The organism is Pseudoalteromonas sp. SiA1, from assembly GCF_018732205.1.
Lineage (GTDB): Bacteria > Pseudomonadota > Gammaproteobacteria > Enterobacterales > Alteromonadaceae > Pseudoalteromonas > Pseudoalteromonas tetraodonis.
In genome coordinates, this window is record NZ_CP076084.1 from 967,544 (window position 1) to 983,323 (window position 15,780).

Sequence of the window (15,780 nt, forward strand, 5' to 3'; positions counted from 1 at the left end):
ATGTCTGAAAATAGCTCGCAAGAAAAAACAGAACAACCCACAGAGAAACGGCTAAAAAAAGCCAAAGAAGACGGCCAAGTCGCACGCTCAAAAGAGCTTAACACCGCTATTTTATTAATGGTCAGTATTGCTGGGCTATTGTGGTTTGCCAATTTATTTTACAGCTTATTTGTTAACTTAATGAACAGCACTATGGTGCTGGATCATACGATTATAAATAATAAAAAAATGATGCCCATCGCATTGGGCGACGCCATTATGAATATGCTATCCACCCTTACGCCGTTTTTATTATTGAGCTTTTGCGCAATGTGGATCACTGGGTGTTTACCTGGCGGGTTTGTGTTTTCAAAAAAACTCGTGACGCTAAAAATGAGTAAGCTCAACCCACTAACCGGGTTAGGCAAAATGTTTGGTAAACAGTCGTTAGTTGAGCTACTTAAATCAATACTAAAAATAACCTTACTGGCGATTTGCTTATATACCTTTTTAACTAAGCTGTGGATGCAGCTGATGATGTTACAAAACTTAGATATAAAAGTGGCGATAGGCCAAGGCATTGAGTTGTTATTTTTATCGTTAATGATCACGGTAACTTTACTACTTTTTATTGCAGTTATTGATGTGCCTTTTCAGCAAAAACAGATTGCCGATAAAATAAAAATGACCCACCAAGAGGTAAAAGAAGAGCGTAAATCCTCTGACGGTAGCCCTGAGATAAAAAATAAAATTAGGCAAATACAGTATCAGCAATCAAACCGAAAAATTGAAGAGCGCGTTCCCACTGCCGATGTGATAGTGACCAACCCAACTCATTATGCTGTAGCAATAAAGTACAGTGAAGAGGCAGCTAAAGCCCCTTATGTTGTCGCTAAAGGCGTAGATGAAATGGCGCTGAGAATACGCGAAGTGGCCCGTATGAATAACAAAGAAATTATAGAAATCCCTGCATTGGCAAGGGCTATTTATTTTTCGACCCGGGTCGACCAAGAAGTGCCTAACGGCTTATACAGTGCGGTTGCCTATGTACTGACCTACGTATTGCAACTAAAAGCATACAAGCAAGGGCGTGGGCAAGCACCCGCAGCCTTACCTGAATTAACAATCCCTAAAAATTTACAGAAACCTTAGATGTTGGAGTTATAATTTGAACTGGCGCAGTTTTACTCAACCTTACACCGCTATTCCTATTTTGCTGTTAGCTGTTTTGTCGATGGTTATTTTGCCATTACCAGGATGGTTATTAGATGCATTATTTACCTTCAACATTGTATTGTCAGTGATTGTATTGTTGGTAGCTGTGTCTACTAAAAAACCGCTCGATTTTTCTGTATTTCCGACTATTTTGTTAGTCGCCACCTTGATGCGTTTAACCCTAAATATTGCCTCAACACGGGTAGTACTACTACACGGTCATGAAGGCTCAGATGTCGCTGGTCGCGTTATTCAAGCGTTTGGTGAAGTGGTTATAGGCGGTAACTATGTAGTCGGTATTGTGGTGTTTGTTATTTTAATGGTGATTAACTTTGTGGTTATTACCAAAGGTGGCGAGCGTATTTCTGAGGTGGCAGCTCGCTTTACTTTAGATGCTATGCCCGGTAAGCAAATGGCAATTGATGCCGATTTAAATGCCGGATTAATTGGACCTGAGCAAGCAAAAGAGCGACGTAGCACCATAGCCCAAGAGGCCGATTTTTATGGCTCTATGGATGGTGCCTCAAAGTTTGTGCGCGGTGATGCCATTGCCGGTTTAATTATTTTAGTGATTAACCTACTCGGTGGTGTATCAATAGGTGCTTTTCAACATGGTTTAAGTTTAGCCGAAGCGTTTCAACGTTTTGCCCTATTAACCATAGGTGATGGCTTAGTTGCACAAATCCCCTCGTTGCTGTTAGCCGTTGCTGCTGCAATTATTGTTACGCGAATGAACGATGAAGGTGATGTGAGTGAAGCGGTCGGTAAGCAGTTACTTGCCTCTCCGCGTGTTATTTTTACCGCCGCTTTAATCATGGTCACGCTTGGTATTGTGCCTGGGATGCCAACTGTCGCCTTTTTAGCATTTGCTGCGCCATTGTTTTATGTTGCTTGGCGATTGCAGCGCTCTCTCCCCGATAACTCTTTAATTGAAGCAGAGCAGATGACCGACACCATTTTAAGTGAGCAACAAGCTAACTTAGAGTGGGGAGATATTTCTCATGTTGATAAGCTGTCGGTTGAGCTTGGCTTTCGTTTGGTTTATCTAGCAGATAAAGACAAAGGGGAAGAGCTGGTAAAAACCTTAAGAGGTGTGCGTAAAAATCTCTCTGAACAACTTGGGTTTTTATTACCGGAGATCAGAATAAAAGATAACCTGAAACTAAATCCACAAGAATACAAAGTAAACTTAGCGGGTGTCCCCGTTGCCAGTGCCAATGTGAATGCCAAAGAGTTACTGGCGTTAAATACCGGGGATGTATATGGCAGCTTAGATGGTGAAATAACCACCGACCCTGCTTATGGGCTTGAAGCTGTATGGATAAAAGATGATAGCAAAACCCAAGCGTTGAATATGGGCTACTCGGTGGTAGATTTAGGCACCATTATTGCCACACACACTGGTAAAGTGATCAAAGAGCATTTAGATGAGCTATTCAGTTATGAGGATGTACAAAAACTCAATGAGCGTTTAAAAGAGATTTCACCTAGCTTAGCGGAAACCTTCGAAAAAGCCTTACCCACTAACTTGCAGCTTAAAGTCATTCGTTTATTGCTTAAAGAGCACATTAGCATTAAAGATATTGTCACCATTGCAGGCACTTTAATAGACAGTGTTGAGGTAACTAAAGATCCTATTCTACTGGTTTCAGATGTGCGCTGTGCTTTGCAAAAAGTATTAGTAAAACAGGTAATGGGTAATCGTGATGAACTCAGTGCTTATAGCTTAGATGAAAAACTAGAAAGTACCTTACAAAGCTCACTCGACCAAGCGATGCAAGCAGGCAAAGTTGTACTGGATAGTTTTGCGGTTGACCCTAATTTACTAGGCCAATTTCAACGCACTATGCCACTGATTGTAGAAGATATGAAATCAAGAGGGGTAACACCTACATTAATTGTGGTGCCACAGTTACGACCCTTGCTGGCACGTTACGCTAAAACCTTTACTAAAGGCAGCTTAGTAGTTCTTTCTTATAATGAAATTCCAGATACCATTCGTGTTGATATACTCGGATCGTTGGGGTAATTAGTTAGATTTCATCTATAAAATGAACTTAGCATGAATTTTGTAAGTAATATTTGCAATTAATTCTATTTAACTATAGTCTATTGTTTTTATTATACATAGTTACTAGTTTTTATGTTGGTAAAAAACAATGCATAAGTAAATTAAATGGCAAACTATGCGAAAGCATAGGACGCAAAGCTTCCAGTCTAAGGCAATCGCTACGATCGTGGGGTTACATTAACTTAGTGATATTAATTAATACCTTGTTTGTATTTGTTGTATTTCGCTATTCATTTAAAAAACTTAATTGTTCTCTAAACTTATACGGAATACTCATGAACGGATTTCCTAACATTATTAAATTTGCACTTCCTTGTGCATTATTTTTGACGCAATCAGGGCAGGCTGCAGAACAAAATCTGGTCCAAAGTTATGAAAACTCGACTTGGACTGTTAAGGGCGATTCTTTCGCTTGTTCGCTACAACAGCGCTTTGAAAATTATGCGTTGCTTGAAGTTAAAACCGTGCCAGCACAGCAGCAACAACTTGTGTTTACTTGGCTTTTAAAAGATAAGCCAATAACCCGCTTGCACGTTTCATCACGCAAAGCCGATTGGCAATCAGCAAATACAGTACTCACCCCACTTAACTTCACATCAACAGATATCGAAGACAATAAAGTGCAATTTTCAGCGGATGTAAGTGCTTTACTTCGTTTAATTAAGCAAGGTGGTTGGTTAGACACTCTAGTCAGCTTTAAAGATGAGCAGTTGCGCCTAACGTTTACCAATACCCATAGCGATGAAATAGTTGCAGATTATCAACAGTGTTTAAATAACCTTTCTCCGCTTTCTTGGGAGCAAGCACGTGATCATCAGTTACAGTTTGCCAGCGGGCAGCGCACGGTAACAGCTGAAAAAGACTTAAAATTTCTAAAGGATTTAGTGCATTATATTTCTTTAGACAATCGCGTTAGTAAAGTACTTGTGGATGGCCACACCGATAATACAGGCTCGCCGCTATCTAATCGGCTGCTTTCAAAAGAAAGAGCAGATGACGTTGCTGCCAGACTCATTGAATTTGGTTTACCCAAAGACATGTTAGAAGTGAGAGCGCATGGTCAACGCTACCCCATTATTAAAAATTCAAAGCAGGGCGCATCGTCTAATCGCCGTGTTTTAGTTCGTCTTTTCAGACACTCAAGTTAATTGCATCGTAAGGGAATTATATGAGTCAAAGATACCTCTTATGGATCAGTGAACAACAGCCAACGCCTGAAATTCAGCAAGTTGTATTTGCCGAAAATTTTAAGTTTTTGCATACAAACTCCATCAGCGATGCGGTTAGTCACTGTCTTATTAGTAAACCGGAACTCGTGTTTGTTGATGCTGATACTCAACAACTCGAGCTGGTTGAATTAGTAAAATTACTGCGCAAAACATGCCCAACCTCACAAATTGTTACTTTAGTGGATTCATCGCAAAGTGAAATTGCTTCAAAAACAATTAATACCGGTGGCGCTGTTGATTATCTCTTAAAACCTTTCTTTGCTGAACAGCTTAAAAAAACAATCAGAAACACTGATTCAATGAAGCATGGGTTTGAAGATTTAATCGCTGTTTCTACTAAATCACAGCAAGTATTACGTTTAGCCAACCGCGCTGCACATACCTCAGCAGGCGTGTTAATCACCGGCGAGTCTGGAACAGGTAAAGAGAAGCTCGCGCACTTTATTCATAAAGCTTCAGATCGCAAAGATAAGCCATTTATTGCAGTTAACTGTGCTGCTATCCCAGAAAATATGCTCGAAGCTATGTTATTTGGATTTAATAAAGGTGCGTTTACCGGCGCTGTAAATACCCAGCCAGGCAAATTTGAATTAGCCAATGGCGGTACTATTTTACTCGATGAAATTACTGAACTACCGCTCGATTTACAAGCTAAGTTACTGCGCGTATTGCAAGAGCGCGAAGTTGAAAGACTCGGCAGTCATCAAAAAATAAGTTTAGACATTCGCATTATTGCCGCCTCTAACCGCGTACTGCGAGAACAAGTTGAGCAAGGCGCTTTTCGTGAAGACTTATTTTATCGACTAGATGTATTACCGCTTAGCTGGCCAGCACTTCGGGATCGTGTTGATGACATCATTCCATTGGCTCATCACTTTATAAAAAAATACGGCAACTCTGAGTTTCATATTAGCAAGCAAGCCGAAGATGTGATGCTTTGTTACAACTGGCCGGGCAATGTACGAGAAATTGAAAACGTAATCCAAAGAGCTTTAGTGATGGCCAGAGGCGTCGAAATTCAGGTTGAAGATTTAAATTTACCAGAATGCTCACCAGCGGCGGCAGCTTATTGTGCCACCCAGTTAAAAGAAAATAAAAAGCAGGCAGAATTTGATTATATATACAGTTTATTGAGTCGATTTAAAGGGCATCGCACCCAAACTGCACAGGCGCTTGGCGTAACTACCCGAGCATTAAGATATAAAATTGCCGCTATGCGTGAATGCGGTATTGATATTGATGCAATTGCATAATTTGAAGGAAAAAAGAATGTCGCCAATTGAAAGTCAACAAATGATGCTGGGCAAAATGATGGACATGCAAAAAATTGCAGGTCCAGAGAGCATAGAGCCGGCTGCTATCAGTAATCAAAATGTAAATATTAGTGAAGATTTTAAGCATGTTATTCGCTCTATCAACGCCCAACAAAATATCGCCGGTGAGATGGTTAAAGCCGTTGATACTGGTGAAAGTGAAGATGTGGTTGGCGCAATGATCGCTAGTCAAAAAGCGGGGCTTAGTTTTTCTATGCTGATGGAAATGCGCAATAAAGTGCTCAATGGCATTGATGATGTCATGCGCATGTCACTGTAGAGGCTGATATGAAAGGAGAATTAGCAAAAGTACCTGAGCAAAATGAGAGTAACCTAAAAGAAAGAGTGGTTAATCTCTCAAACAAATTAAACTTCGGCAACTCAGGTGACAGAAGTGTTGCAACTATTGCATTGTTAGCCACCTTAGTGGCTGCGACCATAGTCCTTATTTTATGGACCTCGGCTAAAAACTACGTACCGCTTTACGGTAATCAAGAAAGCTATGATAAAGCTAATATTTTAGAAATTTTAGATAAAGAACAAATCACGTTCCGCATTGATACCGACAGCGGTAATATTTTAGTGCCGCAAGAAAAACTGGCTGATGCGCGAATTACGCTTGCGGCCAGAGGAATAAAAGCCTCTATGCCTGAGGGAATTGAAAATATTAGCGATAAAGTGTCTATGGGCACCAGTCAATTTATCGAATCTATGCAATACCAGCATGCCTTAGAAGGTGAGCTGGCGCGCACCATTATTAACATGCAAGGTATTCGTAACGCACGCGTACATTTAGCGGTACCTAAACGCAGCTTGTTTGTTGGTCGTACTGAGCAAAAAACCGCAGCGTCTGTGATGGTTGATTTAGCGCCAGGCCATGAGCTTAAACCGGAACAAGTGGAAGCCATTATTGCACTGATTATTGGCAGTGTGCCAGGGCTTGATTCTCGTTCTGTGTCGGTGGTGGATCAGCGCGGTAAACTACTCAGCGGCGACTTATTTGATACCACCCCAGTAGGCAAAGAAACCGATAAAAAACTCGCCTTTATCGAAAAAGTTGAGCGCAACATAGAGCAACGTGCCTCTATTATGTTGTTGCCAATTTTAGGCGAAGGCAATTTTAGAATTCAGGTTTCAAGTGATGTTGACTTTAGCGTGGTAGAAGAAACCCGTGAAATGGTTGACCCACAAAATGTATTAACACAAGAGTTTATTAAATCTGATAGCACCATGGATCAGCTGGCGGCGGGCATTCCGGGTTCTTTAGCTAATGAGCCACCAGTGCCTAATGAACAAGCTGAAGATGAAAACAACGAGCGTACTTCACAACGAAGTGAGAGCAAGCGACAGTTTGAAAATGGCCGCTCAGTCACTCACACCCAATTTGAAGTAGGCCGAATTAAAAACATGAGCTTATCGGTACTTATTAATGAGCAAGTAGCAGGTACTGCTGATGGCTGGAGCGAAGAAAAGCTCGCTTCATTAGGTGAAATGGTAAAAAAAGCCACGGGGTTTAACGACGCACGCGGCGATCAATTCAACATAACTAGCTTTGCCTTTGTAGAACAAAAAATACTTGCCCCAGGTGAAGGCCTTGAGTGGTGGCAAATGCCAGAGCTTAAAGAGTATGCCCGTTATATTGTTGGCACTTTAATTAGTTTATTGCTGATTTTATTTGGCGTGCGTCCATTAGTTAATCACTTAATTAAAGGCAAAAGTAACGACGCAAACAACGCCATGGCAACCACAGATAATGAGGTTAAGTCAGTCTCTGCAACAGAAAGACAAAGTAGTCCGCTTGATGAAGCCATTAATGCGAAATCGCAAATAGAAAACTTAACTGCCAAAGAGGGCGCAAGCGAACATCAAAATATGTCGTTACCGCAAATAGGCAATGACTTTGAAGAACAGATAGCGCACATGCAGTTACTTGCTAATAAAGAAACCGAGCGTGTCACATCGGTAATAAAATATTGGGTAGAACAAGGAGTTGAAATTGAATCAAGAAAAGCTTGATAAAGGCTCACAATTACCGGCGTTAGATCGCGCCGCTATTTTATTGCTAAGTATGGGCGAGGAAAACGCCGCCAGTGTTATTCGTAAATTAGGCCGCCGTGAAGTGCAGGCTATTTCTGAGCGTATGGCTAAAATTTCAAACGTTACTCAACATGATGTTGCAGGCACCTTGAGTGAATTTTTTGATTGCTACCGCAATGAAAGTGGCGTCAATGGTGCATCGCGTGTGTATTTAGAGCGAGCACTCGATAAAGCCGTCGGTAGAAAGCTTGCCAAAACTATGCTTGATGATATTTATGGTGGTGCCATGAATGACGATTTACGTCGTTTAGAGTGGATCCCGCCTGAACTTATCGTGCGCTTTTTAGAGCAAGAACACGTGCAAATGCAGGCGCTGTTTTTGGCTTTTTTACCGCCAGAGCAAGCCTCTGCCATTATTGTGCTGTTTCCAGAATCCAAGCACGATGACTTACTTTATCGTATTGCGAGTCTTCGTGAAGTGAGTGAACACGTTATTGATGATGTGCGCTTAACGCTTGAATCGTGTATTGAATTTGTTGGCCGCCAAGTTGGCGCGCAGGTCAATGGCGTCGATAAAGCAGTTGAAATTATGAATCGTTACAACGGTAATAAGAGCCAAATTATCGAACTAATGAAAAAACATAACACTAACGTGGCTGATGAAATACAAGAAAAAATGTACGATTTTGACAGCTTAATTAAGCAAACAGACGAGACATTAACCTTGTTGCTTAATGACATTCCTGATGAGTTATGGACGATGTCATTAAAGGGTGTAAACAGTGAGTTTTTAGCGCGTGTTTTAGGTGCACTACCTAAACGTTTAGCGCAAGTGTACCAACAGCAAATTGACGGATTAAGTGCACAACCACTGAGCAAAGTGATTGCCGCCAGAAAAGAAATTATGTCGATTGTCAGAGACATGAGCAAACAAGGTGATATTGAATATCGCTTATTTGAAGAAGAGACTGCAGGCTAACTATGAGTCAAGCATTTAGGTTTCCCACTTTAAATAAAAATGAGCAACATCAAACGCTGCAAGAGCGTTTAGATGCTGCTCAGCGTGTTGGTTTACAGCAGGGCTATGAAGAAGGGCTCGCGCAAGGGGCTGCCAATAAGCAAAGCGAATTAGAGCAGCAAATGGAGCAACAAATAGAGTTGCGTGTTGCTGAGTGTCTTGAAGCGCAAAAAACACAGCTTATTGAACGTTTTAACACTTTATTCGACAAAGCGAATAACGAACTACTTAACTTTAATGATGAGTTTAAACAAGACCTTGCCTTGATGATAAGCAGGTTAGCAGAGCACGTTATTGACTGCGAGCTAAAAGTACGCCCCGAAATACGCGCGCAGCTGATTGAAAAAGCCATTACCTTGCTTAGCAATCGCGATGTAGTAACAAAAGTTATGATCTCAGGGGCTGATCGCCACTGCTTTAATGATGCGCGTTTAGCTGAATTTTCGGTGCCGGTTTACTTTGATGAGGCTCTGATTAGTGGAGACGTTGAACTGGTGGCAGAGCAACAAACACATCGGTTTTCTTTTTCAGAGCGCCTACAAAGCTTACTGGATGAAGTGATACCTGAAATACTCAAAGCGCAGCCACATGACTAACCCCCTACACACTAGCTTAAAATCTGCGCTGACAGCGCTAACCCCGCCTGAATTAGTTAAAAGCTATGGTCGTTTAACACGAGTTAATGGTTTAACACTTACCGCGACGGGTGGGCAATTCGCTATGGGCGAAAAGTACCAAGTTGAGAGTGTTGACGGTCACTGGTATGACGCTGAAGTTGTGGGTTTTAATCTAGATGAAGCCTATTTAATGCCCTTGAAAAAAATACAAAATTTATATTCTGGTGGGCGAGTCAGACCAGTTATAAAAAACAGCCATGTGGCTATTTCAGAAAAGCTATTAGGGCGAGTAATTGATGCGCAAATGCTACCCATTGATAACCTAGGCCCACTTGAACAAGACAGCACAAAAAGCGCCAGTAAATTGGGTAACGATTATTCTTTAACGCCACTGGAGCGCAAAGGCGTTACCGAGCCGTTAGATGTGGGTATTCGCGCTATTAATAGCCTATTTAGTGTGGGTAAAGGCCAGCGTTTAGGGTTATTTGCAGGTTCGGGTGTGGGTAAAAGTAAATTACTTGGCATGATGACCCGTTTTACCTCGGCCGATGTAGTTATTGTAAGCCTAGTCGGTGAGCGTGGTTGGGAAGTAAAAGATTTTATTGAGCAAAGCTTGGGTAAAGAAGGGTTAAAAAAGGCTATTGTGATTGCATCCCCAGCGGACGATTCTCCCTTATTGCGTATTAAAGCCGCCGAGCTTAGTCATAAACTGGCGGCCTATTTTAGAGATAAAAACTCAAATGTATTGCTATTAATGGACTCATTAACCCGCTATGCGCAAGCACAGCGTGAAATTGGCCTATCGGTAGGCGAGCTGCCCGCATCTAAAGGGTACCCGCCATCGGTATTTAGTAAATTAACCCAGTTGGTTGAAAGCTCCGGTAATAGTGAAAAAAGCAAAGGCAGCATGACCGCCATTTATACGGTATTAGCTGAAGGCGACGATCAACAAGACCCAATAGCCGATAACGCCCGAGCAATTCTTGATGGCCATATAGTATTGGATCGCACCCTAGCAGAAAAGGGCCACTATCCGGCCATTAATATTGGTTCATCGATTAGTCGAGTGATGCCAAATATAGTGAGCGATGAGCAATTGAGCTTTTGTTATAAATTGAAAAAACTTTATAGCCGCTATATGCAAGTACATGAGCTTATACCTTTAGGGGCGTATCAGGCAGGTAAAGATCCGGAACTCGACAGTGCGGTAAATTTGTATCCAAAAATCGAATCATTTTTATGCCAAGGATTGAACGAACAAGTGGATTTTTCACAGTCAGTGAATCAGTTAAATGCAGTGATGGGTGAACTGAATGCTTAATAAATTTTTAGGATTACAACAACAAAAATTAGATAAAATGCTGGCCGAGCAAACTCAATTACAACAAAGAAGTAACTTAGAGCAGCAGCGACTATCGCAGCTACAGCAGCACATAAACAGTATGGTTAAAAACCAGCAAATGAGCTCGGCGCTAAGCTTACAAAATTTATCAGGGATGAAACGCATTTTGTCTGGTTTGTCAGCGCAGCAACAAGCGCGGATTCATGATTCACAGCAAGATGAATTACGTCAACAGCAAGCTTGTTTTAAGCAAATGAGCTTTACCAAAGGCATAGAAGGGATAGTAAGCAACAGGCACCGTGCTTTTCAAAGCCAAGCGCAGCAACAAGAAGCTAAAGTTTTAGATGAAATGGTCAGCCAAGCACATAGTCGTACCCTACATAAATAACTGCTAATTTTTGCTACAATGGCGACAAAGTAATTTAGGGTAAATAGCGTGCTGCCGGTTCAAGAAATATATAACTCACTCATTGATGCATTAAAAGCCAACCCAATCACCTTACTGCAAGCGCCACCTGGTGCAGGTAAATCAACGTGGTTGCCATTACAGCTTATGCGCGATGGGCATTATAAACACATAGTGATGTTGGAGCCTCGGCGCTTAGCTGCACGTAATATTGCCAATTATTTAGCGCATTGCCAAAACGAAACGCTGGGGCAAAGTGTCGGTTTACGGGTGCGAGGTGAGAGTAAAGTAAGTGCGAACACGCGCCTTGAAATAGTCACCGAAGGCATGCTGACACGCATGTTACAAAATGACCCTGAGCTCAGTGATGTTGATTTACTGATTTTTGATGAGTTTCATGAGCGCTCTATCGCAGCAGATACCGCGCTGGCTTTTGCTTTAGAATCGCAAGCGGCGCTACGTGAAGATTTAACCATTATGCTGATGTCGGCCACCCTCGATAGCGATCGTTATACCGCATTTTTTAATTGCCCAGTTATTCAGTCAAGCGGGCGAAGTTACCCGATTGACGAAATATATTGCCCAATAAAAGATGAAAGCCGCTGGCTTGATGCCATCCCCGCTATTATAAAACAAGCACTCAATGAGCAAACCGGCAGTGCGCTGGTATTTTTACCCGGCCAACGAGAAATACTGCGCGTGCAACAAGCATTGAGCGACTTACCTAGTAACTGCCTAGTCGCCACTTTATTTGGTGAGCAAGATAAAGCCAATCAACAAGCTGCAATAGCACCTGCGCCTCAAGGGATGCGAAAAGTAGTACTGACCACCAATGTTGCCGAAACCAGCTTAACCATTGAAGGCATTCGAATTGTGATTGATAGCGGCAAGCGCCGTGCAGCCAGCTTTAATTTAAAAACCGGTGTAACTGAGCTCACTACGCAAAGTATATCGCGTTCATCGGCAGTACAACGCGCAGGGCGTGCAGGACGAATAGAACCAGGGGTTGTGTATCGGTTAGGTTCCAAACAAACTTTTGAGCGACGAAACAGCCACGATAACCCTGATATTCTTACCTCAGATATTAGCCAACTGATGCTAGAGGCGAAGCAGTGGGGTGCAAGTATTAGTGAACTCACCTTACTTGACCCGCCGAGTGAGCAACAATGCAGCCAAGCTACTAATTTATTATCTATGCTTGAAGCTATAGATAGCCACGGTAAGCTCACCACGCTGGGTAGTAAAATGTTGGGCTTTGGTGCCGATATTCGCTTAGCGCATATGTTATTAAAAGCGCAAATGTTAGAACCACAGTTAAGTGGGATTTATCGCTTAGCTATTTATTTAGTGGCCTTACTAGAAAGCCGAGTTAGCACTGCCAATGAGCTTAATCTAGCACTGCATAGTCAACAGCAGCGTCCGCATCCAGTGTTTAAGCAACAATTAAATTATTGGCTAAAACGCTTAAAATTTACCGACAGCAAAACAGATTTAAACACCGATCATTTAAGCTTATTAGTGTCGCTTGGCTATCCAGATCGCATCGCTAAAAAACGCGGTAATGGCTACTTACTTGCTAATGGCGCAGGGGCCGAGCTAAACCCTGACTACTGGCATAATGACGAATATATAGCTATTGCCAGTATGGGCGGACACAAAGGCGGGCGTATTTTTGCGGCCACGGCGCTAAATCCATTAGCGCTTAAAGAGTATTTACCGCATTTATTCACTGAGTTGACCCGCTGCGAGTTTGATGAAAAAGCTGCTAGGTTTATTCATCAAGATGAAGTAAAACTTGGAGAAATTACCCTTAGCAGCCAACCAAGTAAACATAAGCTTGATAAAACAGAGCGTGCCAAGGCATGGCTTAGTGTGTTTGCCAAGCAGGGCTTTTCACTGTTTAACGAGCAAAAAGAAAGTGAGCAGTTACTTATTAGAATGTGCCTAGCCAGCAAATTGATGCCAGAACAGTTTCCTGTTATTAATCAGCAGCAGCTCATTGAAACAGCAGGTGATTGGTTAGGGGTATACCTTGAAGATATTAAAACCCTTGAGCAACTTAAAAAGTTTAATTATTTTGAGGCACTACAAAACTGTTTTAATTGGCAACAGCAAAGCGAGCTAAAATCTTTACTCCCACTGCGACTAACAGTACCAAGTGGCTCTAACATAAAAATTGAATACCAACTTGATGGCCCCGCCAAGCTTAGTGTGCGCATGCAAGAGGTATATGGTTTAACCAGTACACCTATGCTAGCTAACGGTAAATTAGCATTGCTAATGGAGTTGTTATCGCCAGGCAAGCGTTCACTACAGTTAACCCAAGACTTAGCACATTTTTGGAATAGTAGTTACCGCGAGGTACAAAAAGAGATGAAAGGGCGCTACCCCAAGCACTTTTGGCCAGACGACCCTGCCAATAGCGTTGCCACCAATAGAGTAAAAAGCAGAATGTGAGCACGCTTCCTTAATGTCACTTAATGTTAAACGTTGACCATACAAATAACGAACATTTTTGGGCGTTTTACAAGCGACTAAACTATTATTACTTTAATGCTGATATTTTACTGGGTAAGACTTATTACCCTAGTGTACATATGAGCAGTAAGGTAGCGAGCGTTTGTAACTAATTGAAGATGCAGCTAACAATCTAAAAGTGATAATAGAGGGAACATGCATGAAAGGCGTTATCTTTAGAGGGCTTGAGGCACTGGTTATTGAAAAATGTGGCATGGCAGCATGGGACGACTTACTTGAAAAAAATGCACCGGAGGGTCGTGTTTATATTTCTGCAGAAAGTTATCCAGATGAAGAAATAGTTGGTTTAGCACAAGATGTAGCAACTGCACTTTCTATGTCTATGCCAGAGGTATTAAAGGCCTTTGGAGAGTATTTATTTTCTCACTTAAAGGCACGTCATCCAAGCATTGTTGCTAACTTTAATTGTTTTGCTGATCTCATTATTGGTATTGATAAAGTAATTCATGTTGAAGTAGCTAAGCTTTATCATGAGCCTAATTTACCTGAAATTGACGCCCAAATTATTGAAGACGGGTTTATTTTAATGCGTTACAACTCTAAGCGACAGCTTTGTATGTGCGCCGAAGGGCTTATTTTTGGTGCTGCGGCTCATTATGGGGTTGATGCTAAACTTAATCATGCCCAGTGTATGCATGATGGGTTTGATTCGTGTTTAATTGAAATAAAATATGAGACTCCCCATGGCTGAAGACGACTACAATTATAAAAAAGCGTATTTGCGCGAAAAATCAGCCAGAGATCAATTAGAAACCCTACTAGAAGACAAAACACGGGCATTGTTTATTGTTAATCAAGAGCTGGAAGAAAAGCTCGAAACGGTCAAAAACCAACAAATAACCTTAATGCAAAGTGAAAAAATGGCCACGCTAGGGACACTCTCTGCTGGGATGGCCCACGAAATAAATAACCCGCTTGCTTACATAACCAGCAATGTAGAAAGTATAAAATTTATAAAGCCCGTGTTGGTTTCGTTAATGACGGCGGCTCAACAATTTGTAGATAAATCGATTTCAGTATCGCAGTTAGAGTCTATTTTAGTTCAGCTCAATCAAGAGAACGATTTAAGCTTTATTGTGGACGATATTGATGACTTAGTTGATGATACCCAAGAGGGTTTAGAGCGTATCGCTCATATTGTTAATAACCTTGTTGACTTTGCAAGCCTAAAAGACAACGTAACTTCAATGGCAGATATTACAGAATCACTCAATAGCACACTAAAACTACTCGACAACCAGCTAGGGACATGTGCTATAGAGTTACACATTGAAAAGTTACCTCTAACACGGTGTAATATATCATCGATGAAACAAGTGTTTGTAAACTTATTAATTAATGCCAAACACGCCTGCGACGATTTGCGCGATCAGCAAGGAAAAATAAGAGTTAAGCTGTTTGCCAATGAAAACAATATTTACATAGAGGTGGCAGATAACGGCTGTGGAATGGACGCTGATACACTTAAACAAATGTTCGATCCCTTCTTTACCACTAAACCCGTAGGCCAAGGCACTGGTATGGGAATGGCTATAGTTTACAATGTACTTAAAGAGCACAATGGCACTATAGAGGTTGAAAGTGAAGTGGGTATGGGGTCTTTAATACGTTGTGTAATACCTATTGCTACATAACTTTGTAAGCTTAAAGTTTACAATGTAGGCATGGCTACAAAGTGTGTTGTGGCTATTGAGCGTAGGTATAAGTATCTTAACTCGATACTTCTTGTCCGCCGTGTTGCTCGGCTAAATCATCAAGTTCGGCAACGGTATAATCAAATCCGCTTTCATCATATTCGTAGCTTACTTTAACGCTGTCGCCGCCATTAAAAAGACGTGTTTTTACGTCATTGACTGGCCAATCTTTTAATTCGTGTAAAAAGCGGTTGGCTACTTGTGATGACTCAAACCGGTAACTAATCTCTGTTTTCATAAATAATAATACCCTGATAATTTTACCCCCGTAGTTTGTTGATTTTTACCAAGGAGTCAAGTTATCTACTTTAAAAGGGCAAT

Annotated in this window: 14 protein-coding genes and 1 riboswitch; of the genes, 13 read left to right on the forward strand and 1 reads right to left on the reverse strand. The window is 41.5% G+C overall.

The features are described 5' to 3' along the window. From flhB to KK487_RS04545, 13 genes are all read left to right on the forward strand, one after another. Entirely contained in the window at positions 1–1,131 is a 1,131-nt protein-coding gene (flhB, locus tag KK487_RS04485; protein WP_016899410.1) for a flagellar biosynthesis protein FlhB, read from the forward strand. 16 nt (positions 1,132–1,147) lie between these two features. Then, positions 1,148–3,223: a flagellar biosynthesis protein FlhA gene (flhA, locus tag KK487_RS04490; protein WP_016899411.1), complete on the forward strand. Its 2,076-nt coding sequence runs from the start codon at positions 1,148–1,150 to the stop codon at positions 3,221–3,223. Between the two features lie 139 nt (positions 3,224–3,362). Further along, a riboswitch (cyclic di-GMP riboswitch) is annotated at positions 3,363–3,445 on the forward strand. 95 nt (positions 3,446–3,540) lie between these two features. Next, on the forward strand, positions 3,541–4,413 hold the full coding sequence (locus KK487_RS04495; protein ID WP_013464401.1) for an OmpA family protein: 873 nt from the start codon (positions 3,541–3,543) through the stop codon (positions 4,411–4,413). 20 nt (positions 4,414–4,433) lie between these two features. After that, positions 4,434–5,747: a sigma-54-dependent transcriptional regulator gene (locus KK487_RS04500; RefSeq protein ID WP_036956806.1), complete on the forward strand. Its 1,314-nt coding sequence runs from the start codon at positions 4,434–4,436 to the stop codon at positions 5,745–5,747. 16 nt (positions 5,748–5,763) lie between these two features. Further along, complete coding sequence (gene fliE, locus KK487_RS04505) at positions 5,764–6,087, forward strand: flagellar hook-basal body complex protein FliE (protein WP_010391195.1); 324 nt, start codon at positions 5,764–5,766, stop codon at positions 6,085–6,087. 8 nt (positions 6,088–6,095) lie between these two features. Beyond that, complete coding sequence (gene fliF, locus KK487_RS04510; protein ID WP_036956807.1) at positions 6,096–7,823, forward strand: flagellar basal-body MS-ring/collar protein FliF; 1,728 nt, start codon at positions 6,096–6,098, stop codon at positions 7,821–7,823. Then, positions 7,804–8,823, forward strand: a complete 1,020-nt coding sequence (locus tag KK487_RS04515) for a FliG C-terminal domain-containing protein (RefSeq protein ID WP_028835449.1) — start codon at positions 7,804–7,806, stop codon at positions 8,821–8,823. Before fliF ends, KK487_RS04515 begins: the two co-directional genes overlap by 20 nt. A gap of 2 nt (positions 8,824–8,825) precedes the next feature. After that, a complete protein-coding gene (locus KK487_RS04520; RefSeq protein WP_036956808.1) occupies positions 8,826–9,458 on the forward strand; it encodes a FliH/SctL family protein in 633 nt (210 codons plus the stop codon). Next, positions 9,451–10,800: a FliI/YscN family ATPase gene (locus KK487_RS04525; protein ID WP_036956811.1), complete on the forward strand. Its 1,350-nt coding sequence runs from the start codon at positions 9,451–9,453 to the stop codon at positions 10,798–10,800. Before KK487_RS04520 ends, KK487_RS04525 begins: the two co-directional genes overlap by 8 nt. Further along, positions 10,793–11,209: a flagellar FliJ family protein gene (locus KK487_RS04530; RefSeq protein WP_036956812.1), complete on the forward strand. Its 417-nt coding sequence runs from the start codon at positions 10,793–10,795 to the stop codon at positions 11,207–11,209. Before KK487_RS04525 ends, KK487_RS04530 begins: the two co-directional genes overlap by 8 nt. Positions 11,210–11,257: 48 nt before the next feature. Continuing rightward, the gene (gene hrpB / locus KK487_RS04535) at positions 11,258–13,684 is read left to right on the forward strand and encodes an ATP-dependent helicase HrpB (protein WP_215521995.1); all 2,427 of its coding nucleotides are present in this window, start codon (positions 11,258–11,260) and stop codon (positions 13,682–13,684) included. 220 nt (positions 13,685–13,904) lie between these two features. Further along, positions 13,905–14,456 (forward strand): heme NO-binding domain-containing protein, encoded by a 552-nt coding sequence (locus KK487_RS04540; protein WP_013464409.1) that lies wholly within the window; start codon positions 13,905–13,907, stop codon positions 14,454–14,456. Then, complete coding sequence (locus KK487_RS04545) at positions 14,449–15,399, forward strand: sensor histidine kinase (RefSeq protein ID WP_036956815.1); 951 nt, start codon at positions 14,449–14,451, stop codon at positions 15,397–15,399. Before KK487_RS04540 ends, KK487_RS04545 begins: the two co-directional genes overlap by 8 nt. A gap of 76 nt (positions 15,400–15,475) precedes the next feature. Here the strand turns inward: KK487_RS04545 and KK487_RS04550 are convergent, their stop codons facing one another. Continuing rightward, complete coding sequence (locus KK487_RS04550) at positions 15,476–15,697, reverse strand: hypothetical protein (RefSeq protein WP_008108632.1); 222 nt, start codon at positions 15,695–15,697, stop codon at positions 15,476–15,478. Positions 15,698–15,780 lie beyond the last annotated feature (83 nt).